At 58.2% G+C, this 21,826-nt stretch carries 19 protein-coding genes; 12 read left to right on the top strand and 7 right to left on the bottom strand.

The window, feature by feature from the left end; translation table 11 throughout:
* Positions 1–40 precede the first annotated feature (40 nt).
* The gene (locus tag AC1MEA_RS13080; protein WP_480416418.1) at positions 41–379 is read right to left on the bottom strand and encodes an aspartate-semialdehyde dehydrogenase; all 339 of its coding nucleotides are present in this window, start codon (positions 377–379) and stop codon (positions 41–43) included.
* 218 nt (positions 380–597) lie between these two features.
* On the opposite strand from AC1MEA_RS13080, the gene rapA reads away from it, so the two are divergent.
* A complete protein-coding gene (rapA, locus tag AC1MEA_RS13075) occupies positions 598–3,444 on the top strand; it encodes an RNA polymerase-associated protein RapA (protein ID WP_480416417.1) in 2,847 nt (948 codons plus the stop codon).
* A gap of 74 nt (positions 3,445–3,518) precedes the next feature.
* Here the strand turns inward: rapA and AC1MEA_RS13070 are convergent, their stop codons facing one another.
* Positions 3,519–4,865, bottom strand: a complete 1,347-nt coding sequence (locus AC1MEA_RS13070) for a spinster family MFS transporter (protein ID WP_480416416.1) — start codon at positions 4,863–4,865, stop codon at positions 3,519–3,521.
* 601 nt (positions 4,866–5,466) lie between these two features.
* Between AC1MEA_RS13070 and AC1MEA_RS13065 the strand changes: the two genes are divergently transcribed.
* Positions 5,467–7,548 (top strand): hypothetical protein, encoded by a 2,082-nt coding sequence (locus AC1MEA_RS13065; RefSeq protein ID WP_480918137.1) that lies wholly within the window; start codon positions 5,467–5,469, stop codon positions 7,546–7,548.
* A 228-nt stretch (positions 7,549–7,776) separates the two neighbouring features.
* Here AC1MEA_RS13065 and AC1MEA_RS13060 read toward each other — a convergent pair whose 3' ends face one another.
* Positions 7,777–8,082, bottom strand: a complete 306-nt coding sequence (locus tag AC1MEA_RS13060; RefSeq protein ID WP_219064129.1) for a DUF2288 domain-containing protein — start codon at positions 8,080–8,082, stop codon at positions 7,777–7,779.
* A 339-nt stretch (positions 8,083–8,421) separates the two neighbouring features.
* On the opposite strand from AC1MEA_RS13060, the gene AC1MEA_RS13055 reads away from it, so the two are divergent.
* The 5 genes from AC1MEA_RS13055 to AC1MEA_RS13035 all read left to right on the top strand — a co-directional run bounded on the left by AC1MEA_RS13055 (position 8,422) and on the right by AC1MEA_RS13035 (position 13,423).
* Positions 8,422–9,549 carry a branched-chain amino acid ABC transporter substrate-binding protein gene (locus AC1MEA_RS13055; protein ID WP_219064130.1) on the top strand — a complete coding sequence of 376 codons (1,128 nt, stop codon included), beginning with the start codon at positions 8,422–8,424 and terminating at the stop codon, positions 9,547–9,549.
* A gap of 225 nt (positions 9,550–9,774) precedes the next feature.
* The gene (livH, locus tag AC1MEA_RS13050; RefSeq protein WP_219064131.1) at positions 9,775–10,704 is read left to right on the top strand and encodes a high-affinity branched-chain amino acid ABC transporter permease LivH; all 930 of its coding nucleotides are present in this window, start codon (positions 9,775–9,777) and stop codon (positions 10,702–10,704) included.
* Complete coding sequence (locus tag AC1MEA_RS13045; protein WP_219064132.1) at positions 10,701–11,957, top strand: high-affinity branched-chain amino acid ABC transporter permease LivM; 1,257 nt, start codon at positions 10,701–10,703, stop codon at positions 11,955–11,957. Before livH ends, AC1MEA_RS13045 begins: the two co-directional genes overlap by 4 nt.
* The gene (livG, locus tag AC1MEA_RS13040) at positions 11,954–12,721 is read left to right on the top strand and encodes a high-affinity branched-chain amino acid ABC transporter ATP-binding protein LivG (RefSeq protein WP_219064133.1); all 768 of its coding nucleotides are present in this window, start codon (positions 11,954–11,956) and stop codon (positions 12,719–12,721) included. Before AC1MEA_RS13045 ends, livG begins: the two co-directional genes overlap by 4 nt.
* Positions 12,722–13,423 carry an ABC transporter ATP-binding protein gene (locus tag AC1MEA_RS13035; protein WP_219064134.1) on the top strand — a complete coding sequence of 234 codons (702 nt, stop codon included), beginning with the start codon at positions 12,722–12,724 and terminating at the stop codon, positions 13,421–13,423. It begins immediately after the preceding gene.
* An 83-nt stretch (positions 13,424–13,506) separates the two neighbouring features.
* Here the strand turns inward: AC1MEA_RS13035 and AC1MEA_RS13030 are convergent, their stop codons facing one another.
* A complete protein-coding gene (locus tag AC1MEA_RS13030; RefSeq protein WP_480416415.1) occupies positions 13,507–14,415 on the bottom strand; it encodes a LysR family transcriptional regulator in 909 nt (302 codons plus the stop codon).
* A 106-nt stretch (positions 14,416–14,521) separates the two neighbouring features.
* Between AC1MEA_RS13030 and AC1MEA_RS13025 the strand changes: the two genes are divergently transcribed.
* The 3 genes from AC1MEA_RS13025 (at position 14,522) to AC1MEA_RS13015 (ending at position 17,559) form a co-directional block, all read left to right on the top strand.
* Entirely contained in the window at positions 14,522–15,121 is a 600-nt protein-coding gene (locus AC1MEA_RS13025; protein ID WP_480416414.1) for a short chain dehydrogenase, read from the top strand.
* 59 nt (positions 15,122–15,180) lie between these two features.
* On the top strand, positions 15,181–15,852 hold the full coding sequence (locus AC1MEA_RS13020; protein WP_480416413.1) for a COG3650 family protein: 672 nt from the start codon (positions 15,181–15,183) through the stop codon (positions 15,850–15,852).
* Between the two features lie 96 nt (positions 15,853–15,948).
* Entirely contained in the window at positions 15,949–17,559 is a 1,611-nt protein-coding gene (locus AC1MEA_RS13015; protein ID WP_480416412.1) for an NAD(P)/FAD-dependent oxidoreductase, read from the top strand.
* A 26-nt stretch (positions 17,560–17,585) separates the two neighbouring features.
* On the opposite strand, the gene AC1MEA_RS13010 is transcribed toward AC1MEA_RS13015, so the two are convergent.
* Positions 17,586–18,680: a PLP-dependent cysteine synthase family protein gene (locus AC1MEA_RS13010; protein ID WP_480416411.1), complete on the bottom strand. Its 1,095-nt coding sequence runs from the start codon at positions 18,678–18,680 to the stop codon at positions 17,586–17,588.
* Between the two features lie 300 nt (positions 18,681–18,980).
* On the opposite strand from AC1MEA_RS13010, the gene nhaA reads away from it, so the two are divergent.
* Entirely contained in the window at positions 18,981–20,162 is a 1,182-nt protein-coding gene (gene nhaA, locus AC1MEA_RS13005) for a Na+/H+ antiporter NhaA (protein WP_449634687.1), read from the top strand.
* A gap of 84 nt (positions 20,163–20,246) precedes the next feature.
* On the opposite strand, the gene AC1MEA_RS13000 is transcribed toward nhaA, so the two are convergent.
* Positions 20,247–20,711, bottom strand: coding sequence for an outer membrane lipoprotein (locus AC1MEA_RS13000; RefSeq protein WP_480416410.1), 465 nt, complete (start codon positions 20,709–20,711; stop codon positions 20,247–20,249).
* A gap of 173 nt (positions 20,712–20,884) precedes the next feature.
* Between AC1MEA_RS13000 and AC1MEA_RS12995 the strand changes: the two genes are divergently transcribed.
* A complete protein-coding gene (locus AC1MEA_RS12995; protein WP_219064141.1) occupies positions 20,885–21,151 on the top strand; it encodes a hypothetical protein in 267 nt (88 codons plus the stop codon).
* Here the strand turns inward: AC1MEA_RS12995 and pdxH are convergent.
* On the bottom strand, positions 21,148–21,795 hold the full coding sequence (pdxH, locus tag AC1MEA_RS12990; RefSeq protein WP_219064142.1) for a pyridoxamine 5'-phosphate oxidase: 648 nt from the start codon (positions 21,793–21,795) through the stop codon (positions 21,148–21,150). The genes AC1MEA_RS12995 and pdxH overlap by 4 nt on opposite strands.
* Positions 21,796–21,826 lie beyond the last annotated feature (31 nt).

The following is a 21,826-nucleotide window of genomic DNA, read 5'->3' as shown; positions in this document are numbered from 1 at the left end:
ACCAGGCATGCAGAGAACCTGTGAAGGACGCCTGAACAACTCATACCTCGACATCCACCCATAAGCCCTGCCTTGGCTCATCATCCATCAACGCCACCACCGGCACGGTGTTGTCGGCGTTCAATGAGTCGCCTGGAACGGCCAGGGGTTCGTCCTGCACATCCTGATGACCCTTGCCGCGTTGCCGTTCGTGCTGACGCCGCTGCTCTTCACGCAACATGATCGCGGTCTGTTCGGGGTTGCGCTTGCGCAGGTCGATAGTGCTTTCGTTGGAACTCGGCTGTACCGGCACCACAGGCGGGATTTCCGGCCTTTGCTTAACGGGGTCGAGTTGCGAGGTGACTGGCACTGCACTCAGCGGAATCATTGGTGGCAGCATGGTGGTTGTTCTCCTTATCAGCAGGCTGTCGGCTGCCAGTTCGTCGACTTGAGCCGCTTGACGCAGGACTTTCGACTCTGTTCTGGCCAACAAGTGCCTTGCACGGCCCTGTGCGAGGGCCCGTATCCAATGAATACGGGCTGTTTTGACGGGGCCCTTTGGTTTGGGTGCCCTGATCCGTTAATATAGTCGGCTTTTCACGGCGGGAGTCAGGCAGCATGGCGCAGCAGTATCAACCGGGGCAACGCTGGATTAGTGACAGCGAAGCCGAGCTGGGTTTAGGCACCGTTCTGGCGCAAGACGGCCGCTTGTTGACCGTGCTCTACCCGGCCACTGGCGATACACGCCAGTACGCACTGCGCAATGCACCGCTTACACGCGTGCGCTTTTCGCCAGGTGACGTGATTACGCACTTCGAAAGCTGGAAAATGACCGTGCGCGAAGTCGACGACGTCGACGGCTTACTGGTTTACCACGGCCTCAACGCCCAGAATGAACCTGTCACCCTGCCGGAAACCCAGCTGTCGAACTTCATTCAGTTCCGTCTGGCCTCTGACCGCCTGTTCGCCGGGCAGATCGACCCGCTGGCCTGGTTCTCGCTGCGTTACCACACGCTTGAGCACACCAGCCGTCAGTTGCAGTCCTCGCTTTGGGGCCTGGGCGGTGTCCGTGCGCAACCCATTGCTCACCAATTGCACATCGCCCGCGAAGTGGCTGACCGTATCGCGCCACGGGTTCTACTGGCCGACGAAGTAGGCTTGGGTAAAACCATCGAAGCCGGTCTGGTGATCCATCGCCAATTGCTGTCTGGCCGTGCCAACCGGGTGCTGATCCTGGTTCCAGAAAACCTCCAGCACCAATGGCTGGTGGAGATGCGTCGCCGTTTCAACCTGCAAGTGGCGTTGTTCGACGCCGAACGTTTTATCGAAAGCGATGCCAGCAACCCCTTCGAAGACACGCAACTGGCGCTGGTCGCGCTGGAGTGGCTGGTCGACGACGAAAAGGCCCAGGACGCGCTGTTTGCCGCGGGCTGGGATCTGCTGGTGGTCGACGAAGCTCACCACCTGGTCTGGCATGAAGAACAAGCCAGCCCTGAATACTCGCTGGTCGAGCAACTGGCGGAAGTCATACCCGGCGTTCTGCTGCTGACCGCCACCCCGGAACAACTGGGTCAAGACAGCCACTTCGCTCGTCTGCGCCTGCTCGATCCGAATCGTTTCCATGACCTGCACGCATTTCGCGCCGAAAGCGAAAACTATCGCCCGGTGGCCGAAGCCGTGCAGGAATTGCTCGATCAGGGCCGCCTGTCGCCTAAGGCACACGAAACCATCCACGGATTTCTGGGTGCCGAAGGCGAAGCCCTGCTGGGCGCGGTGGCTGATGGCGATACCGAAGCCAGCGCACGCCTGATCCGCGAGTTGCTTGACCGCCATGGCACCGGCCGCGTGCTGTTCCGCAATACCCGGGCTGCCGTGCAAGGCTTCCCGGAGCGCAAACTGCACCCGTATCCGCTGCCCTGCCCGGCCGAATACCTGGAGTTGCCGGTGGGCGAGCATGCCGACCTGTACCCGGAAGTCAGCTTCCAGTCGCAGCCAGACGTCACTGAAGAAGAACGCTGGTGGCGCTTTGACCCGCGCATCGACTGGTTGATCGACACCCTGAAAATGCTCAAACGCGTCAAGGTGCTGGTGATCTGCGCCCACGCCGAAACCGCGATGGACCTCGAAGACGCGCTGCGCGTGCGTTCCGGGATCCCGGCCACCGTGTTCCATGAAGGGATGAACATCCTTGAACGTGACCGCGCCGCTGCGTATTTCGCCGATGAAGAGTTTGGCGCGCAAGTGCTGATCTGTTCGGAAATCGGTAGCGAGGGCCGCAACTTCCAGTTCGCCCACCACCTGGTACTGTTCGATCTGCCGGCGCACCCGGACTTGCTGGAACAGCGGATCGGTCGTCTCGACCGGATCGGCCAGAAGCACATCATCGAGCTGCATGTACCGTATCTGGAAACCAGCCCGCAAGAGCGCCTGTTCCAGTGGTATCACGAAGCGCTGAACGCCTTCCTTAATACCTGCCCGACCGGTAACGCCCTGCAACACCAATTCGGCCCGCGCCTGCTCCCGCTTCTGGAAAGTGGCGATGACGACGAGTGGCAAGCCCTGGTCGACGCGGCACGCGAAGAACGCATCCGCCTGGAAGGTGAACTGCACAGCGGTCGCGACCGTTTGCTGGAACTCAACTCTGGCGGTGCTGGCGAAGGCCAGGCACTGGTTGAGGCGATTCTTGAACAGGACGATCAGTTCACGCTGCCGATCTACATGGAAACCCTGTTCGACGCCTTTGGTATCGACAGTGAGGACCATTCGGAAAACGCGCTGATCCTCAAGCCGAGCGAAAAAATGCTCGACGCCAGCTTCCCGCTGGGCGATGACGAAGGCGTGACCATCACCTACGACCGCAATCAGGCGCTCGCGCGTGAAGACATGCAGTTCATCACCTGGGAGCACCCGATGGTCCAGGGCGGCATGGACCTGGTATTGGCCGGTTCCATGGGCAACACCGCAGTGGCACTGATCAAGAACAAGGCGCTGAAACCCGGCACCGTATTGCTGGAACTGCTCTACGTCAGTGAAGTGGTTGCGCCGCGCTCGTTGCAGCTGGGTCGCTACCTGCCTCCTGCGGCACTGCGCTGCTTGCTCGATGCCAATGGCAACGATCTGTCGGGCCGTGTTTCGTTCGTGACCTTGAACGAGCAGCTGGAAAGCGTGCCGCGTGCCAGCGCCAACAAGTTCATCCAGGCACAGCGCGATGTGCTTAACCCACAGATCAATGCGGGCGAAGCCAAGATCGCACCGAAACACGCCGAGCGCGTGGCTGAGGCGCAACGTCGACTGGCCGCCGAGACCGACGAAGAGCTGGCACGCCTGACCGCTCTGCAAGCGGTCAATCCGACCGTGCGCGACAGCGAACTGGTCGCGCTGCGCAAACAACGCGAACAGGGCCTGGCCATGCTTGAGAAAGCAGCGCTGCGCCTGGAAGCCATTCGGGTGCTGGTAGCCGGTTGATCTGCTGACTGCTTGACCGACAAAGCCCGCTGATGCGGGCTTTGTTGTTTCCAGCGCATCACTAACGGGGGGTGTCAGGCCGTCACCGCAGGCATATCCGGCTCATCCGCCGCCATCCCCACTTTCATCCGCTCGGCATCTCGAGCGAAGCAGCGCGACGCCTGGAGCAGGAACAACAGCGTCAGGAACAGCGCCACCGGAATCAGATACATCGCGTCGTGCAAGCCATCGGCCTTGAACACTTCGCTCATCTGCCCGGCACCCGCCGACAACATCGCCGAATGGGCAAAATAATCGGACAGCAGTCCGACTACCACCGGCCCAAGCCCTCCTCCCAACAGATACAATCCGGCGAAGAACAACGCCATGGCGGTGGCCCGCAGGCGCGGCTCGACCACATCCTGGATCGCCGTGTAGACGCATGTGTAAAAGTTGTAGGAAAACAGCCAGCCCACGCTGAACACGCCGACGAACAGGCCGATTTCAATGCGTCCTGAATGCAGCGCGTACCCCGTAGCGATAGCCGCTACCAGCATGCTGACGGCGGCAAACAGCAGGCGTCCATTGGCGACACGCTGATGAATCTTGTCGGCAACCCAGCCACCAAGGGTCAGGCCGAACAACCCCGTCACACCCACGATCAGCCCGGTCGCCATGGCGGCGTCCTGCAGTGGCAGCAAAAAATAGCGCTGCAACATGGGCACCATGAACGAGTTGCAGGCGTAGGTGGCGAAGTTGAACGTCAGGCCCGCCAATACCAGCCAGCCAAAGGTAGGAATCGATAACACTCGACGAATCGGTTTGTCGATTTTCTCCTCAGAGATTCGCATGCTTTCGGCGGCACCGCGCTTGGGCTCGCGGATAAAAAACATGAATATCGCCAGGAGCAAACCGGGCACTGCCGCGATGAAGAACGGCGCACGCCAACTGCCGAATGCCTGGACCAACGCACCGGTGGTGAAGAACGCCAATACCAGCCCCAGCGGCAGACCGAGCATGAAAACGCCCATGGCCCTCCCGCGACGGTGGGCCGGGAACAGGTCCCCGATCAGCGAGTTGGCCGCCGGTGCGTAGCTGGCTTCACCGATACCGATGCCCATGCGCACCAGCAGGAACGCCCAAAAACTCCCAACCAGACCGTTGGCCGCCGTCAGCCCGCTCCATATTGCCAGGCCCCAGCCCATTAATTTGCGCCGCGAACCGGTGTCGGCGATGCGACCTAACGGCAGCCCGGCAATGGCATAAACCACGGTGAATGCGGTACCGATAATGCCGATCTGAAAATCGCTCAGGTGCCATTCCATACGGATTGGCTCGATGATGATCGCCGGAAGGGTGCGGTCGAAAAAATTGAACAGATTTGCCAGGAACAGCAGGAACAGAATGCGCCAGGCATTCTCCGCTTGGGTTGAGGTCTGCATGTGGGGTCCGTCTCTTTTATTGTTATTCAATTGGCTTTCAACACACCCAACCGACAACGAGCTTGCGAACTTCAAGCCTGCCGCAGCCGAGCGTGGAAGCTCCAATCTAGAACCCGCAAACACACCTGTCTGTAAACATTCGTCACGCTGATAGGGGGTAATGGGCAGAGCACGCAGAACACCCCAGACCTTGGTGGCTGGATGCGAACACCACCGAAAAACTGTTCACCAAGAACCCGAACGACCTCGCTAACGCATCGATTACGCACTCTGCCGACTGATCGTACCCAGTCAATCCCTACTACCCCGCTAAAATCCGCTCCGATTTTATTAAAGACCGCGATCATTCAGCCGACTATTCAGGTGCTTGAAACTACGATAAACCCTTGATTCACTATGGTTAAACCCTATCGCTCAAGCTCAAGACGCACTGTAAAGTCGTAATTTCTTTCTCTGTGATGGCCCGATAACACTAGTCGAGCAGCCATCCTTTCCAGACATATGGCGCACGATGACTAAAAAAAACGATCCGGCCAGCGCGGTATCAGAGTTCCTGTCTACGGCTCCTGTCGCCCCTCGCGGCGCTTACAATCCGCAGCCAATGCCAGCGCACCAGTACCTGTATTTCACCGAGACCGACACCGATCGTATCCTCGATAATCTGGACGGTCTGCGTGACATCGTTTTCCCGCCTTCGATTCACTTTGATGACCAAGACGAATTGCGCCGCGACCAACAGTTCCCGTCGGTATGCCTGATCGGTCTGGGTCGTTGCGGGTCGAACATCGCGCTGGATGTCGCTGAGTTGGTGTACAACGCACGCAAGTTCTACCTCAACCAGTTCAGCAATGAAGATCGTCTGGCAGACGAGAAAGGTTACAGCCCGGCCCGCTGGATTCGTAACAATCTGCGTCTGGTGCAAAACAAATCGGCCAAACCGGTTTTTCTGGTGGAGCCGCTGGTGATGCTGGGAGACCTGGACAAGGACATTGCCGGGCGCATCCGCTTCTCCCGCAAGGGTGAAAAAGGCGGCTTCATCAATGACTACAGCAAAATGAAAATCATGGACCTGTCCGAGGTTCATGCGGGCGGCGCTGGTAACGCGCCGATTCTCGGTCAGTACCTGGCCAAGATCATCCTGAACAAAGACACGCAAAACTTCTCCAGCACCGACTGGAAACTGATTCACTCGTACCTGATTGACTCCTGCGGAATCAAGGCTAACCAGTCGCGCCTGTACTTCTATATTTTCAGCGCCGGCGGTGGCACCGGTTCAGGCATGGCTTCAGAGTTCGGCCTAGCGCAGCAGTACTCGTACATGAACAAGACGTTTGACACCAAACCGATGGGTGAAAACGACGGCAAGCGTGGCCGCTCCTTCGTCTTTGAGCCAATTTTCACCAGCGGCATCTGCATCCTTCCGAACATTTCCGACCACCGCAGTGAAATGTCCGAAGCCCTGCACATCAATGCCGGACGACTGCTGTGCAAGTATCTTGCTGAAGAATGGGACTTCTCCTACAACTTCGAGAACGAAGACAGCAGCGAAGCCAGCGTCATGGGCCGTATCCGTCCGTGGAACGCGATGATGCTGATCTCCAACGACATCATGCGTTACGCCGAAGAAAGCGATGACGGCAATATCGAGAACATCGACGTCAACGCCATGGAGCGGCACGCCAACCAATACATCTCACAGCAGATTTTCAACATTCTGACCGCGCAGGCGGTCACTACCGACTACGATCAGAACTACTTCCGTCGCGCCGGGATCGATATCGGCGAAACCATTCGCCTGGATGCCAACGACCTGTTCATGAGTCTGGCCGGCCCCGTGGCGATTGCCTACGCCGAATCCGTCGTACCGGAAACACCGGCACCGAGCACGGACAAGTTGAAACTGTTCGAAAAAGAACCGGCACGGCTGAACATCGACGACCTGTTCTTCCGCTCCATCGACCTGCCGCACTTCAACAAAGTGACCCAGGCCATCGAAGGCATCAGCCTGCTACCAATCGAGTCCAAGCGTTATCGCGCGGCGCTGGAGCAGTACAAGGCCTCCGGATATGACGCGGCGGCCCTGCACGACCTGCACTTCTTCAAGAATTGCTCGTCGGTGGTCTCAATCGTTTCGTTACCCAAGGACTACAAACTGTCCTACATGGACCTGAACCGGCTCAAGACTCACCTCAACAGCCTGTTTCCCAACACCACGCTCAAGCGTTATGCGTTGGTGATCGGCGCTTCGGCCAACCTGTCGCTGACCACCCTGATCGCGAAAAGCCCGTGCCTGTCTGATGATTTCCTGACGCTGATCGTAGCCTTCATCAAGCGCTGCTTCGCCCGGACCGAATACCGTTTCGACGACACACTGGACAACGCCATTCTCGATTTCATCGTCAGCGACGAGTTTAACGAAGGGAACATCGACGCGTTGCTCAACGAATATGAAAACCCGGCGAAGATCCTCGACACCAACTGGTACGCGATCAAACCGATGTACGAGAAGAAGTACCGCGAGTTGATCGACGACAAATCCAAGTTCGTCTCGATCAACGACATCCGCCTCTCCCGCGATAGCGTAAAGAAAGCGGTCAAATACCTGCGCGAAATTTACCGTCACCGTATCGGAAAAACACGGGTCATTTCGCTTAACCGTCACACGGGCAAAACTGAGCATTGAGCCCAATTCGCCGGCAAACCTGCTCTCCCAAAGGAATGCACGCCCCTGTGCAGACTGTATGGGAGCAGGCTTGCCAGCGAACGGCTTGAGACGGCATGCCAGCCAGATCCCTAAATCAGAAATCAGATGGCAGATGGGATTTTTCGCTACGGCACTTCGCCATACTTTATCGCGCAGTTACCGAGCTACCCACTCGCCAGCCATTACGCACCAATAAAGAGCACTATATCAGGCCTGCGCCCTGTCCTGGATCAACACCCAAGGTGCCACGACAACCGCCCACAGAGGTGGATCTCGTTCAAGAAGATCCAGCGCCCGCGATTCAGCCACCTTGCTGACGTCCCCCGCAGCAAGCCAGGCAGCTACTTTATCGGCCTGATTTTCGGCCACTGCGTGCGCCACTTCGATCAAATCCAAGGGGGCTTCGACCCACAACAGGGCACCCCTCGCAAAGAATGGTTGCAATTCACTCCAGGTGATTGCGGCGGTTTCGCCAAGCAGTTTGGCATAGAGGGTGCTAGCTTCTTTCGTCATGGGTTTCACCAAAGAGAAAATCGGCGCAATCATAACGCCGCAATTTCGACAGACAAACCCAGATTTAAGTGGTTGATTGCACGACAGGTTCAGAAACGATCGGGGGTGCGGACGGACATGTGCAGCTCACATGCTCAAGAAGCCGGTTAGATTCTGTATCTTTCTTTCAATTAAGCGACATCATGCGGTTTTCCCCCCAGTAGCCAGCTTTTCAAGCGACAAACCGGCGCTCTACACTGTACCGGTACAGTTGCCAGGGGGATGACCGGGCGTTTCTAATCCGGTCCTGCAGCTTTGGCCGCCAGGATTATAAAAATTAAAACACAAGAGTGGAGCATCATGACTAAGGGTACTAAGCAGATTTCCAAGCTGTTTGCCGCATTGGTTCTGGCAGGGGTTGCCAGCCATTCGTTCGCTGCCGATACCATCAAGATCGGTATCGCCGGCCCTAAAACAGGTGCTGTTGCCCAATACGGCGATATGCAGTTCAGTGGCGCAAAAATGGCCATCGAGCAAATCAACGCCAAAGGCGGCGTTGACGGCAAGAAACTCGAAGCTATCGAATACGACGATGCCTGTGATCCGAAGCAAGCGGTCGCGGTTGCCAACAAAGTCGTCAACGATGGCGTGAAATTCGTTGTGGGCCACCTGTGCTCCAGCTCGACTCAACCGGCTTCGGACATCTACGAAGACGAAGGCATCATCATGGTGACCCCGGCCGCTACCAGCCCGGAAATCACCGCACGTGGTTATAAAATGGTCTTCCGCACCATTGGTCTGGACAGCGCCCAAGGCCCTGCGGCCGGTAACTACATCGCCGATCACGTCAAACCGAAAGTCGTTGCTGTCATCCATGACAAGCAACAATACGGTGAAGGCATCGCGACCGCAGTGAAGAAAACCCTCGAAAGCAAAGGCGTAAAAGTCGCCCTGTTCGAAGGCATCAACGCTGGCGACAAAGACTTCTCGTCGATGATCGCGAAGATGAAGCAAGCCAATGTCGACTTCGTTTACTACGGCGGCTACCACCCGGAATTGGGTCTGATCCTGCGTCAGGCGAAAGAGAAAGGCCTGAAAGCCGGCTTCATGGGTCCAGAAGGCGTGGGTAACGCGTCGATCTCCCAGATCGCTCAGGATGCGTCCGAAGGCCTGCTGGTGACCTTGCCTAAATCTTTTGACCAGGACCCTTCCAACAAGGCACTGGTAGAAGCATTTGCGGCGAAGAAAGAAGACCCAAGCGGCCCGTTCGTATTCCCGGCTTACGCAGCGGTTGAAGTGATCGCAGACGGCATCAAGAACGCCAAGAGTGAAGACACCGCCAAAGTCGCTGCAGCGATCCGTGCCGGCACCTTCAAGACCCCGACTGGCGACCTGAGCTTTGATGAAAAGGGTGACCTGAAAGACTTCAAATTCGTGGTCTACACCTGGCACAAAGACGGCACAAAAACAGAAGCTCCGCTGAAATAACCGGCACGCTTGTGACTCACCCAAAGCCCACTGCATCCACAGTGGGCTTTGTTTTACAAGGTAACGGGAAGAGCGCTGCGCTATAGCAACTCTTCCCCCCTGAAAATCTTGAAACCGTCACCAGTGATTCACTGGGCTCACGTGAAACGTGGACAAATACCACGACGCGCGGGCGGGAAACGACTTCACCAGTGGAACACTCAGTAGGTTTTTAGGAGCGCTGTAATGCCTGAGATAGATGTCTATCACTTTTTCCAACAGCTGATTAATGGCCTGACCATTGGCAGCACCTATGCCTTGATCGCCATCGGCTACACCATGGTTTACGGGATCATTGGCATGATCAACTTCGCCCACGGCGAGGTGTACATGATCGGTTCGTACGTGGCGTTCATCGCCATCGCCGGCCTGACCATGCTCGGTCTGGACAGCTTGCCGCTGCTGATCACCGCCGCATTCGTCGCAAGCATCGTCGTCACCAGTGCTTACGGCTACGCCATCGAGCGTGTTGCCTACCGCCCTTTGCGCGGCAGCAACCGGTTGATCCCGCTGATCTCGGCCATCGGGATGTCGATCTTTCTGCAAAACACGGTCTTGCTCGCTCAAGACTCGAAAGATAAATCGATCCCCAACCTGATCCCCGGCAACTTCGTGTTCGGCACCGCCAGTACCCATGAGGTGGTGATTTCGTACATGCAGATTCTGATTTTCATCGTCACCCTGGTCGCCATGCTCGCACTGACCTGGTTCATCTCACGCTCTCGTCTGGGCCGCGCCTGCCGGGCCTGTGCCGAAGACATCAAGATGGCCAACCTGCTCGGCATCAACACCAACAACATCATCGCCCTGACCTTCGTCATCGGTGCCGCGCTGGCTGCGGTCGCTGCGGTCTTGCTCAGCATGCAATACGGCGTGATCAACCCCAACGCCGGCTTCCTCGTCGGGATCAAGGCATTTACCGCCGCAGTACTGGGCGGCATCGGCAGTATTCCCGGCGCGATGCTGGGTGGATTGGTATTGGGCGTAGCTGAAGCCTTTGGTGCCGATATTTTCGGCGACCAATACAAGGATGTGGTGGCCTTCGCTCTTCTCGTCTTGGTGCTGTTGGTCCGGCCGACCGGCCTGCTTGGCCGTCCGGAGGTTGAAAAAGTATGACCAGGAATCTTAAATCGGCGTTTTTCAGCGCCTTGCTGGTGCTGGCAGTCGCCTACCCGATTCTCGGCCTCAAGCTGGAAATCGTCGGCGTCAATCTGGCCGTCATTGGCACCAGCAACACAACGTTGTTCGCTATTTTCGCCTGCGCTGTGGCGATGTTCCTGCGGGTGTTGTTCCACGAACCTATCGCCGCGGCCTGGCGTTCGACGCCAAGCATGCCGCTGATTCCAGCCAAAGCCAGCAACTTCCTGACCCTGCCTTCGACTCAGCGCTGGATCATCCTTGGCTTGATTCTGGTGGCACTGGTCTGGCCGTTCTTCGGCTCGCGCGGCGCGGTGGATATCGCCACACTGATCCTGATCTACGTGATGCTCGGCCTCGGCCTGAACATCGTGGTCGGTCTGGCCGGCCTGCTCGATCTGGGTTATGTCGGCTTCTACGCCGTCGGCGCCTACACCTATGCCCTGCTCGCGCATTACTACGGACTCGGTTTCTGGATCTGCTTGCCGATTGCCGGGATGATGTCAGCGCTGTTCGGCTTTCTCCTCGGTTTCCCGGTGTTGCGTCTGCGCGGTGACTACCTGGCGATCGTGACCCTCGGTTTCGGCGAGATCATCCGTCTGTTGCTGCGTAACCTGACAGGCCTTACCGGTGGCCCGAACGGCATCAGTAACATCCCGAAACCAACCCTGTTTGGCCTGACGTTCGAGAAAACGGCGGCTGAAGGCATGCAGACCTTCCACGAGTTCTTCGGCATTGCCTACAGCTCGGTGAACAAGGTGATTTTCCTGTATCTGGTCGCGCTGTTGCTGGCCCTGCTGGCGCTGTTCGTCATCAACCGCTTGCTGCGCATGCCCATTGGTCGTGCCTGGGAAGCGTTGCGTGAAGACGAAATCGCCTGCCGCGCATTGGGTCTGAACCCGACCATCATCAAGCTCTCGGCCTTCACCCTTGGCGCCTGCTTTGCCGGTTTCGCCGGTAGCTTCTTCGCGGCTCGCCAGGGTCTGGTGACCCCGGAATCATTCACCTTCATCGAGTCGGCGATCATCCTCGCCATCGTCGTGCTGGGGGGGATGGGCTCGCAACTGGGGGTAATCCTCGCCGCCGTGGTGCTGATCCTGATGCCTGAATTGATGCGTGATTTCAGTGAGTACCGAATGTTGATGTTCGGCGCCTTGATGGTGCTGATGATGATCTGGCGTCCACAAGGTCTGCTGCCCATGCAACGTCCCCATATGGAGCTGCAGCGATGACCCGTCCGATTCTGCAAGTCAGCGGCCTGTGCATGCGCTTTGGCGGCTTGTTGGCGGTCAATGGCGTCGGCCTGACCGTTAATGAAAAACAAGTGGTGTCGATGATCGGCCCGAACGGTGCCGGCAAAACCACAGTGTTCAACTGCCTGACCGGTTTCTACAAACCCACGGCGGGCAGCATCCTGCTCGACGGCGAAGCGATCGAAGGTCTTGCTGGCCATCAAATCGCCCGAAAAGGCGTGGTACGTACCTTCCAGAACGTGCGGTTGTTCAAGGAAATGACGGCTGTGGAGAACTTGCTGGTTGCCCAGCATCGCCACCTCAACACCAATTTCCTGGCAGGCCTGTTCAAAACCCCGGCGTTCCGCAAGAGCGAGCGCGAGGCGATGGAATACGCAGGGCATTGGCTGGAGCAGGTCAATCTCAAGGAGTTCGCCAACCGCCCTGCCGGCACCCTGGCCTACGGTCAGCAACGCCGTCTGGAAATCGCCCGCTGCATGATGACCCGCCCGCGCATCCTGATGCTCGACGAGCCGGCAGCCGGTCTGAACCCGCGTGAAACCGAAGACTTGAAAGCCCTGATCGGCGTGTTGCGCAACGAGCACAACGCCACGGTGTTGCTGATCGAGCACGACATGAAGCTGGTCATGAGCATCTCCGACCATATCGTTGTGATCAATCAGGGCTGTCCCCTGGCGGACGGCACGCCTGCACAGATCCGTGACAATCCTGAAGTGATCAAAGCCTACCTGGGGGAAGCGTAAATGCTGCAATTCGAAAACGTTTCCACCTTCTACGGCAAGATCCAGGCCCTGCACTCGGTCAACGTCGATATTCGTCAGGGTGAGATTGTCACCCTGATCGGTGCCAACGGTGCCGGCAAATCCACCTTGCTGATGACGTTGTGCGGTTCCCCGCGCGCTCACAGCGGCAGCATTCGCTACATGGGCGAAGAGCTGGTCGGCCTGGACTCATCGCAGATCATGCGTAAAAGCATCGCGGTGGTGCCCGAAGGCCGTCGTGTGTTCGCACGGCTGACCGTGGAAGAGAACCTGGCCATGGGTGGGTTCTTCACCGCAAAAGGCGACTATCAGGAGCAGATGGATAAAGTCTTGCACCTGTTCCCGCGCCTGAAGGAACGGTTCAATCAACGCGGCGGCACCATGTCCGGTGGTGAACAGCAGATGCTTGCCATCGGCCGCGCGCTGATGAGCAAACCCAAGCTGCTGTTGCTCGACGAACCGTCGCTGGGTTTGGCGCCGATCATCATTCAGCAGATTTTCGAGATCGTCGAACAACTGCGCCGTGATGGTGTAACGGTGTTCCTGGTGGAACAGAACGCCAACCAGGCCTTGAAGATCGCTGACCGTGCCTACGTGCTGGAGAACGGCCGTGTGGTCATGCAAGGCACCGGTGAAGAACTGCTGGTCGATCCGAAAGTGCGGGATGCCTATCTGGGCGGTTAACGTGTTGATGCTCTGAAAAACGGCCTGCGGGCCGTTTTTTATGCACGATGAGTTGTTGGGCACCCGCCACTCGGGCGGCTGCTTCAGAGCCGTTCCAATGCAGCGCTGCTGCGCTCGAACCAGCCCATGAGGTAATCCGCCAGTACTTTCGTGCGCCGGGGCAAACCGCCTTCATAGGGGTGTACCAGATACAACGGTGAGCTGCGCGTCTGATAATCGCGCAGCAGCCAGCGCAGGCGCCCGTCATTGATCTCGGCATGCACCATGTAGGAAGGCAGTCGCGCTATTCCTGCACCCACCAGCGCACCCTTCTTCAACAGGCTGTAGTGGTTACTGGCAAAAGGACCCGCCACCTCCACGCGCATCAATTGATGCTCTTGGTGATAAAGCCACTCCTCGCGCCCCCTGTAATGGCTGTTGAGCAGGCAACGGTGCTCGCTCAACGCCATGGGATGAGTCGGCTCCCCGCAACGCTCAAGATAGGCCGGGCTGGCACAGGTCAACTCCTGCATGGCCAGCAGCGGCTTGGCGACCAGCCGCTCATCACTGCCCACGCTGGAGCGAATGGCAAGATCGAATCCGTCCCGGTGCAGGTCGCGAAAACCGTTGTTCAGCTCCAGTTCGACCTGCACCAACGGGTACTCCTGGGAAAACTCCGTCAGCAAACCCTCGAAAAACGTTTCACCCAACGACACCGGCACCGTCATCCGCACTGCACCGGATACTTCATCCTGCAATCGGGCCAGTGCTTGCCGGGCTCGCTCGACCTGTGTGATCAGCGCCCTGGCTTGGGGCAGCAGGGCAGCACCCGCTGCGGTCAGGCTCAAGCGGCGCGTGGTGCGATGCAGCAGCACCACTGAGTAACTGGTTTCCAGGAACTTGATGCGTTTGGACAACTGGCCTTTACTGCACCCAAGCCGTTGTGCGGCCAAAGTGAAACTGCCCGCTTCGATCAGGACTGCAAACGCCGCCAGATCATCCATTTCACTCATTCAATTGTTTCCTTTTGAAAACCAAAGGTTGCCTATTAGCACGCTTATCGACGGGAAAAAGCCACCTTACACTGCAGCTTCATCCACTCACTTAAAGGACTGCACGATGAAAATTCTCTTGATTGGCGCCAACGGAACCATCGGCTCAGCGATCTACCAGGAGCTGGCCTCGCGTCACGAGGTCGTAAAAATCGGCCGTACTAGCGGCGATTTCCAGGTAGATATTAGTGACAGCGACTCAATCAGAAAACTATTCGAACGGACAGGTTCATTCGATGCGCTGGTGTGCGCGGCCGGGAATGTGAACTTCGTGCCATTGGCAAAAATGACTGAAAAAGACTTTGCATTGGGTCTGCAGGACAAATTGATGGGCCAGGTCAATCTGCTGCTGATCGGCCGCGACTTTGCCAACGACTGTGCCTCGTTCACCTTCACCACCGGCATTACCAGCCACGACCCGATCCGTACCGGCGCGTCGGCCAGCCTGGTCAATGCTGCAATCGATGGTTTTGTTCGCGCAGCGGCCATCGAACTGCCTCGCGGCTTGCGGGTGAACTCAGTCAGCCCGAACGTGGTGCTGGAGTCGATGGCGGGTTATGCGCCCTACTTCCGCGGCTTCAAGCCGGTTCCGGTAGCCGATGTGGCGCTGGCTTACGCGAAGAGTGTCGAGGGGTTGCAGACGGGGCAGACCTATCACGTCGGCTGAAGCCCTTGTGATCAGGCAGCAGGGTCAGTACCGTGGCGCAACTTGTCTGGAGACCCGCCATGTTCGCCGCCCGTTCCGTTTTGATGTTTGCCCTGCTGCCAGTCTTTGCCGGGTGCCAGATGTTCAACGCAAAGTCCGAGACACCTAATGCCGGTCTGCCTCGTATGCAAGGCGACCTGATCGGCGAAGGCGGTCAGTTGCTGTTCCAGCCGTGCAATGAACAGCGCCGGTTTGTGGTCAAGGACGGTGGCAATACTGGCGTCCTCCAGGAAGCCGCAGGTCTGGCGGCTCGCAAAGGCAAGCTGTTCGCTGACCTGCGTGGCAGTTTCGTTGCGGGCACAACGCCCGGCACCGATGGGCAACTTAATCTGCAACAACTCTATCGCGTCGAACGTTCGGGCGCGGCCTGTGACGATGCCAACTTCAAACGCCTGACCCTGCACGCCAATGGCAATGGCCCGGCGTGGAACGTCAACGTCAGCGGCAAGGGCATGGTCCTTGAGCGCGAAGGCAAAGAGCCGTTAGCCGTGCCCTTCCTTGAAGAGCAATTGCCGGATGGCCGTTTCAACCTGAGCAGCGAAGCCAATAACCAGCACATAGAGCTGTGGGTTGCGCCCCAGCGTTGCGTCGACCCTGTCGACGGTTCTGTGCAGCATTTAACCGCCGAACTGCGCATCAATGGGCAAATCCAGCGTGGTTGCGCCTATTACGGCGGCTTACGCAACGACTGATTCCGTCGGCCGACCGTTTTTTGCCTGACGGAAACCCCTCGAACCGGCTTATAATTGCCGGTTCGCGTAAAGCTGGCCCGGATACTGGACCCTGTCATGTTACGAATCACCGAATTCAAGCTGCCAATCGATCACCCGGAAGAAGACCTGCGACCTGCACTCTTGCAGCGCCTGGGCATCGACAGCGATGAACTGCTCGACTTCACCCTGTTCAAGCGCAGCTACGACGCGCGGAAAAAATCCTCTGAGCTGTGCTTCATCTACACCGTCGATTTCGCCGTGCGTGATGAAGCCGCTCTGCTGCACACGTTCGCCGATGATCGTCACATCGGTCCGGCGCCGGATGTCAGCTACAAGGTCGTAGGACACGCGCCAGAAGGCTTGAGCGAACGCCCGATCGTGGTCGGCTTTGGCCCCTGCGGGATTTTCGCCGGATTGCTGCTGGCACAGATGGGCTTCAAACCGATCATTCTGGAGCGCGGCACGGAAGTCCGTCAGCGCACCAAGGACACCTGGGGTCTGTGGCGCAAAAATGTGCTCAACCCTGAGTCCAACGTGCAGTTCGGTGAAGGCGGCGCAGGGACATTCTCCGACGGCAAGCTTTACAGCCAGATCAAGGACCCGAAATTTCACGGACGCAAGGTGCTGCACGAGTTCGTCAAAGCCGGTGCCCCCGAGGAAATCCTCTACGTCAGCAAACCGCACATCGGCACCTTCCGTCTGACCGGCGTGGTCGAACACATGCGCCATCAGATCGAAGCACTCGGCGGCGAAGTGCGCTTCCAGCAGCGAGTCACCGACGTCCTGATCGATAACGGACAGTTGCAAGGCGTGGTGCTCGGCAGTGGCGAGCACATCAACTCGCGGCATGTGATTCTCGCCCTGGGGCACAGTGCGCGTGACACCTTCCGGATGCTGCACAGCCGTGGCGTGTACATGGAAGCCAAACCGTTTTCGGTCGGGTTCCGTATCGAGCACCCACAATCGCTCATCGACCGCGCACGCCTGGGCAAATATGCAGGACACCCAAAACTGGGGGCGGCCGACTATAAACTGGTGCACCACGCCAAGAACGGTCGGTCGGTGTACAGCTTTTGCATGTGCCCTGGCGGCACCGTGGTGGCTGCGACTTCCGAGCCCCACCGCGTGGTCACCAACGGCATGAGCCAATACTCACGCAACGAGCGCAACGCCAACTCCGGGATTGTGGTCGGCATCACGCCGGAAGACTATCCAGGCGGCCCGTTGGCAGGGATCGAGTTGCAGGAGCGGCTGGAGTCCCACGCCTACATTCTGGGCGGCAGCACCTATGAGGCACCCGCGCAGCTGGTGGGCGACTTCATTGCCGGCAAGGCCTCCACCGCGCTGGGCAGTGTTGAACCGTCCTACAAACCCGGTGTGAAACTGGTGGACCTGGCCGACGCCCTGCCCGCTTACGCCATCGAAGCAATTCGTGAAGCGCTGCCGGCGTTCGACAAGCAGATCAAAGGTTTCTCGCTGCACGATGCGGTGTTGACCGGGATCGAGACCCGCACCTCGTCGCCACTGCGCATGACCAGAGACGCCACCCTGCAGAGTTTGAACGTCAAAGGCCTGTTCCCGGCCGGTGAAGGCGCCGGGTACGCTGGCGGGATTCTGTCTGCCGGGGTCGACGGTATTCGCATTGCCGAAGCGCTCGCGCGGGATATGTTGGGAATCGTGGAGTAAACACCCATACGGGGGCGGGTCTGGATTCAAATCCCCGCCCGCAACACCCCTTCCGGCAAGGCCTCGCCCCGTTCGGCGCAGGCCTTCACGCTGTCGATCAATCCGGCCAAATCATAGCCCTGAGCCTGCAACCAGTCCTGATCGTAATAGGTCGTTGCGTAGCGTTCTCCGCCATCACACAAAATTGCCACGATAGACCCGGACGCTCCTGCGCTGACCATTTCCCGGGCCGCCAACAGTGCGCCGATCAGGTTGGTCCCACTCGAACCTCCGACCCGTCGGCCTAAACGCTGCGCGAGGTAATGCATGGCCGCCAGTGACAAGGCGTCCGGCACCTTGACCATCGCGTCGATCACCTTGGGCAGGAACGAGGCTTCGACCCGAGGCCGGCCAATACCTTCGATCCGCGAGCCGCAGTCCAGGCGCAAGCTCGCATCACCGCTCTGGTAATAGTCAAAGAACACTGACCGCTCGGCATCCGCGCACAACACCCGCGTGCAGTGCTGGCGATAGCGCACGTAGCGCCCCAGCGTCGCGGTGGTGCCCCCTGTGCCAGGGCTTGATATCAACCAGCTGGGTTCGGGATAACGCTCAAAGCGCAGCTGCTGGAAGATCGACTCGGCGATGTTGTTATTCGCCCGCCAGTCGGTGGCCCGTTCGGCATAGGTGAACTGATCCATGAAGTGCCCGCCGCTTTCATGGGCCAGACGCTCGGACTCGGCATAGATCTGCGTCGGGTCCTGCACCAAGTGGCTTTTGCCCCCATAAAAGGCAATTTGCGCGATCTTTTCCTGAGACGTGCTGGCGGGCATGACCGCAATAAACGGCAAACCCAGCAAGCGCGCAAAGTAGGCCTCGGAAATCGCCGTGGAACCGCTGGACGCCTCGATCACCGGAGCCCCGGCCTTGAGCCAGCCATTGCACAACGCATACAGAAACAACGAACGCGCCAGGCGATGTTTGAGGCTGCCAGTCGGGTGACTGGACTCGTCCTTGAAGTACAGTTCGATGCCGGGCAAGCCGGGCAATTCCAGAGGGATCAAATGGGTGTCGGCGCTGCGCTGAAAATCCGCTTCGATAATGCGGATCGCTTCACGGGCCCAGTGACGGTTATCGCTCATTATCAGGTTCTCTTTGAGTCAAACATGTTCAAGGGCACACCAACACGTTGCACCTTGAGCCACAGAGTAAATGAAGTGGCTGCAGGCTGACTTACAACCTGAATCTGGACACTAATTCTAAGAAAGTTCCTACAAGCGCAACAGGTACAGTCGCGACGCAATTAGTTACATAACTGCTAGGCTTTTTTGACTTCCATTATCACGCACACATATATAACAAAAAAGAATATAACTTTTGTTTTAACAACTAACAGTAAGGGTTAGGGTGTCAGTCCTTTTGAACCATCATGGAGAGTGACCTTGCCTCTGCGTAGCACATTCACGCGTTTCTTTCAGATGGAAGCGGCCAGCGGCCTGTTACTGATCGCTGCGGCGGCGCTGGCCCTGATCATCAACAACTCACCCTTGGCCTGGTTGTACAACGGCCTGCTCGACGTACCCGTGGTTGCACAGGTCGGCGCACTGAAAATCGCCAAACCTCTGCTGCTGTGGATCAACGACGGACTGATGGCCCTGTTCTTCCTGCTGATCGGGCTTGAGGTCAAACGCGAGGTACTGGAAGGCCATCTGTCCAAAGCGTCGCAAATTGTCTTGCCGGGTGCGGCAGCGATCGGCGGCATGGTAGTGCCCGCCCTGATTTTCTGGGCCCTGAACAAGGATGATCCCTCAGCGCTCAGCGGGTGGGCAATCCCGATGGCCACCGACATCGCTTTCGCCCTGGGCGTGCTGGCGTTGCTCGGCAAACGGGTGCCGGTATCGCTCAAGCTGTTCCTGATGACCCTGGCGATCATCGACGACCTGGGGGCGATCATCGTGATCGCGCTGTTCTACTCTGGCGAAATGTCGAGCCTGTCGCTGATGTTGGCAGCGCTGTCCATCGTCGCCCTGATCGCGATGAACAGACTGGGGGTGATCAAGCTCGGGCCGTATCTGATTATCGGATTGCTGCTCTGGATCTGCGTACTCAAGAGCGGCGTGCACGCGACATTGGCCGGTGTGGTACTGGCTTTCTGCATCCCGTTGCGAACCAAAAATGCGGAGTCCTCGCCGCTGCTGACCCTGGAGCATGCGCTGCACCCGTGGGTCGCCTTTGGCATCCTCCCGCTCTTCGCCTTCGCCAATGCGGGCGTACCGCTCAGCGGCGTGACACTCGAGAGTTTCACCCATCACGTGCCAATGGGCATCGCTGCGGGCCTGTTGCTGGGCAAGACGCTGGGCGTGTTCGGCCTGACCTGGCTGGCGGTGAAAACCAGCATGGCCACGCTGCCGACCGGGGCGAACTGGGGGCAAGTGTTCGGCGTGTCGATTCTGTGCGGGATCGGCTTCACCATGAGCCTGTTTGTAGGCTCCCTGGCGTTCGCACCAGGCGCCAGCGAATACGCCGGCATGGACCGCATGGGTATCCTCACCGGCTCGATTCTCGCCGCGTTGATTGGTTACGCGGTAACCGCCATGGCCAGTGGTAAAAACCACAAAGCCTGATACCTGGCGTTCACCCGCTCAAAAAAAGACCCCGGCCAATAGCCGGGGTCTTTTTTTCAGGTCACATTAACAACGCTTCAATGCTTAGTGAGAAACACGGCTCGTGCCATTCACGCTCATGATGCGTACGCGCTCGCCGACCCGGAAAATTTCGTTTTCCGCAACGGCCTGCACATAGGCGCGCATGGTGCCGTCGTCTTCACGCACGGTGATTTCCACACCTTGCGTACGGGTCAGGCCCTCTTCCGAGGCCGCACCCAACAAACCACCGGCTACCGCACCAATGACTGCGGTAATAATACTGCCGCGACCACCACCGACCGCACTCCCTGCCACGCCGCCGACGACTGCGCCAGCACCCGCGCCGATTGGGGTTTTGGTGCCTTCGATTTTCACTGGGCGCAATGATTCAATGGTGCCCATACGCACGGTCTGTACTGTTCGGGCCTCATCGCGAGAGTAGGAATCCCCGGTCAGACTTGAGGAACAGCCGCCCAGTGTCAATGCCAAGGCAGTGAACGAAGCAACCAGCAGAACAGACTTACGCATAAGATCATCTCCAAAAGGACAGATAGCCATTAGACTCCGCGACAAGAACGCTGTCACGACCCCGCAGAGAGAAATTTACGTTCGTTCAGCGGGAATACAGTAACGCGCTGTTCCTGATTGATAGACGGCTGTGCTGACATTTAATTCAACGTACTACCGTGAGAAAGGATGTTATGGACTACTTCATCATCGCAGTCGCCACCGTGTCTGCCCTGTACTTCCATTGGTGGCTGCACAGACGTATCAAGCGCTGGATGGATCGCGATCTGGCGTTATCCCTGGCGGGCAGTGATCCCGAAAAGAGGACGCTTATGCTGCAGCGCCTGGAGCAGGCGCAGCAGCAGAAAATCAAACGCCGCGATTTAGCCGCTTGGCTGCAAGCGGCTGCCGGGCAGGCTCCAGAGGTCCAGGCGGCGCAGAAAACGCCGCAAGGCGATTAAGGGGCCAGTCGCTCGCGGATCCACTGCTGATTATCCAGACGATAATTCAGGCGGTCATGCAGACGGTTTGAACGACCTTGCCAGAACTCGATTCGTTCGGGCAACAAGCGATAGCCACCCCAGTGTTCGGGGCAATGCGGCTGACTGTCGCTGAAGCGTTGTTCGGTGGTCTTGAGCAACGCTTCAAGCTCGGCGCGATCGGCAATGACCCGGCTTTGCGGGGACGCCCAGGCGCCCAGGCGGCTACCCAGCGGGCGAACCTGGTAGTAAGCGTCCGAGTCTTCAGGGCTGACCTTGACCACACGGCCCTCGATGCGGACCTGGCGTTCCAGGGTCGGCCAGAAAAACGTCATCGCGCCAAAAGGACGCGCTGCCAATTGCTGGCCTTTATCACTGTCGTAATTGGTGAAGAAGGTAAAGCCCAGCTCATCCAGCCCCTTGAGCAACAGAACCCGACAATGCGGTCGCCCGTCTTCATCAACGGTGGCCACGGTCATGGCGTTGGCTTCCACCGGCGCCTGCTCGGTTTTCACCGCTTCGTCGAACCATTGGCGGAACAAGGTAAAAGGTTCGTCCGGTGCCTGGGCCTCGGTCAAACCATCACGGACATACTCACGGCGCATATCGGCCAACGCTCGGGTCATGACGTGCATCCTTCGCTAAAAAATCCTGGAA

The sequence above is a fragment of the Pseudomonas sp. ASL8 genome (assembly GCF_056680355.1).
Note: the sequence above shows the minus strand (reverse complement) of the source record. Positions and strands in the feature narration are given on the sequence as shown.

What these genes read in the sequence shown, in the direction of transcription:
- AC1MEA_RS13080 (WP_480416418.1), bottom strand. Translation starts at nt 379, where the DNA reads ATGCTGCCACCAATGATTCCGCTGAGTGCAGTGCCAGTCACCTCGCAA.
- AC1MEA_RS13055 (WP_219064130.1), top strand. Translation starts at nt 8,422, where the DNA reads ATGACTAAGGGTACTAAGCAGATTTCCAAGCTGTTTGCCGCATTGGTT.
- AC1MEA_RS13035 (WP_219064134.1), top strand. Translation starts at nt 12,722, where the DNA reads ATGCTGCAATTCGAAAACGTTTCCACCTTCTACGGCAAGATCCAGGCC.
- rapA (WP_480416417.1), top strand. Translation starts at nt 598, where the DNA reads ATGGCGCAGCAGTATCAACCGGGGCAACGCTGGATTAGTGACAGCGAA.
- AC1MEA_RS13070 (WP_480416416.1), bottom strand. Translation starts at nt 4,865, where the DNA reads ATGCAGACCTCAACCCAAGCGGAGAATGCCTGGCGCATTCTGTTCCTG.
- AC1MEA_RS13010 (WP_480416411.1), bottom strand. Translation starts at nt 18,680, where the DNA reads ATGAGCGATAACCGTCACTGGGCCCGTGAAGCGATCCGCATTATCGAA.
- AC1MEA_RS13060 (WP_219064129.1), bottom strand. Translation starts at nt 8,082, where the DNA reads ATGACGAAAGAAGCTAGCACCCTCTATGCCAAACTGCTTGGCGAAACC.
- livG (WP_219064133.1), top strand. Translation starts at nt 11,954, where the DNA reads ATGACCCGTCCGATTCTGCAAGTCAGCGGCCTGTGCATGCGCTTTGGC.
- pdxH (WP_219064142.1), bottom strand. Translation starts at nt 21,795, where the DNA reads ATGACCCGAGCGTTGGCCGATATGCGCCGTGAGTATGTCCGTGATGGT.
- livH (WP_219064131.1), top strand. Translation starts at nt 9,775, where the DNA reads ATGCCTGAGATAGATGTCTATCACTTTTTCCAACAGCTGATTAATGGC.
- AC1MEA_RS12995 (WP_219064141.1), top strand. Translation starts at nt 20,885, where the DNA reads ATGGACTACTTCATCATCGCAGTCGCCACCGTGTCTGCCCTGTACTTC.
- AC1MEA_RS13030 (WP_480416415.1), bottom strand. Translation starts at nt 14,415, where the DNA reads ATGAGTGAAATGGATGATCTGGCGGCGTTTGCAGTCCTGATCGAAGCG.
- AC1MEA_RS13020 (WP_480416413.1), top strand. Translation starts at nt 15,181, where the DNA reads ATGTTCGCCGCCCGTTCCGTTTTGATGTTTGCCCTGCTGCCAGTCTTT.
- AC1MEA_RS13000 (WP_480416410.1), bottom strand. Translation starts at nt 20,711, where the DNA reads ATGCGTAAGTCTGTTCTGCTGGTTGCTTCGTTCACTGCCTTGGCATTG.
- AC1MEA_RS13045 (WP_219064132.1), top strand. Translation starts at nt 10,701, where the DNA reads ATGACCAGGAATCTTAAATCGGCGTTTTTCAGCGCCTTGCTGGTGCTG.
- AC1MEA_RS13025 (WP_480416414.1), top strand. Translation starts at nt 14,522, where the DNA reads ATGAAAATTCTCTTGATTGGCGCCAACGGAACCATCGGCTCAGCGATC.
- AC1MEA_RS13015 (WP_480416412.1), top strand. Translation starts at nt 15,949, where the DNA reads ATGTTACGAATCACCGAATTCAAGCTGCCAATCGATCACCCGGAAGAA.
- AC1MEA_RS13065 (WP_480918137.1), top strand. Translation starts at nt 5,467, where the DNA reads ATGCCAGCGCACCAGTACCTGTATTTCACCGAGACCGACACCGATCGT.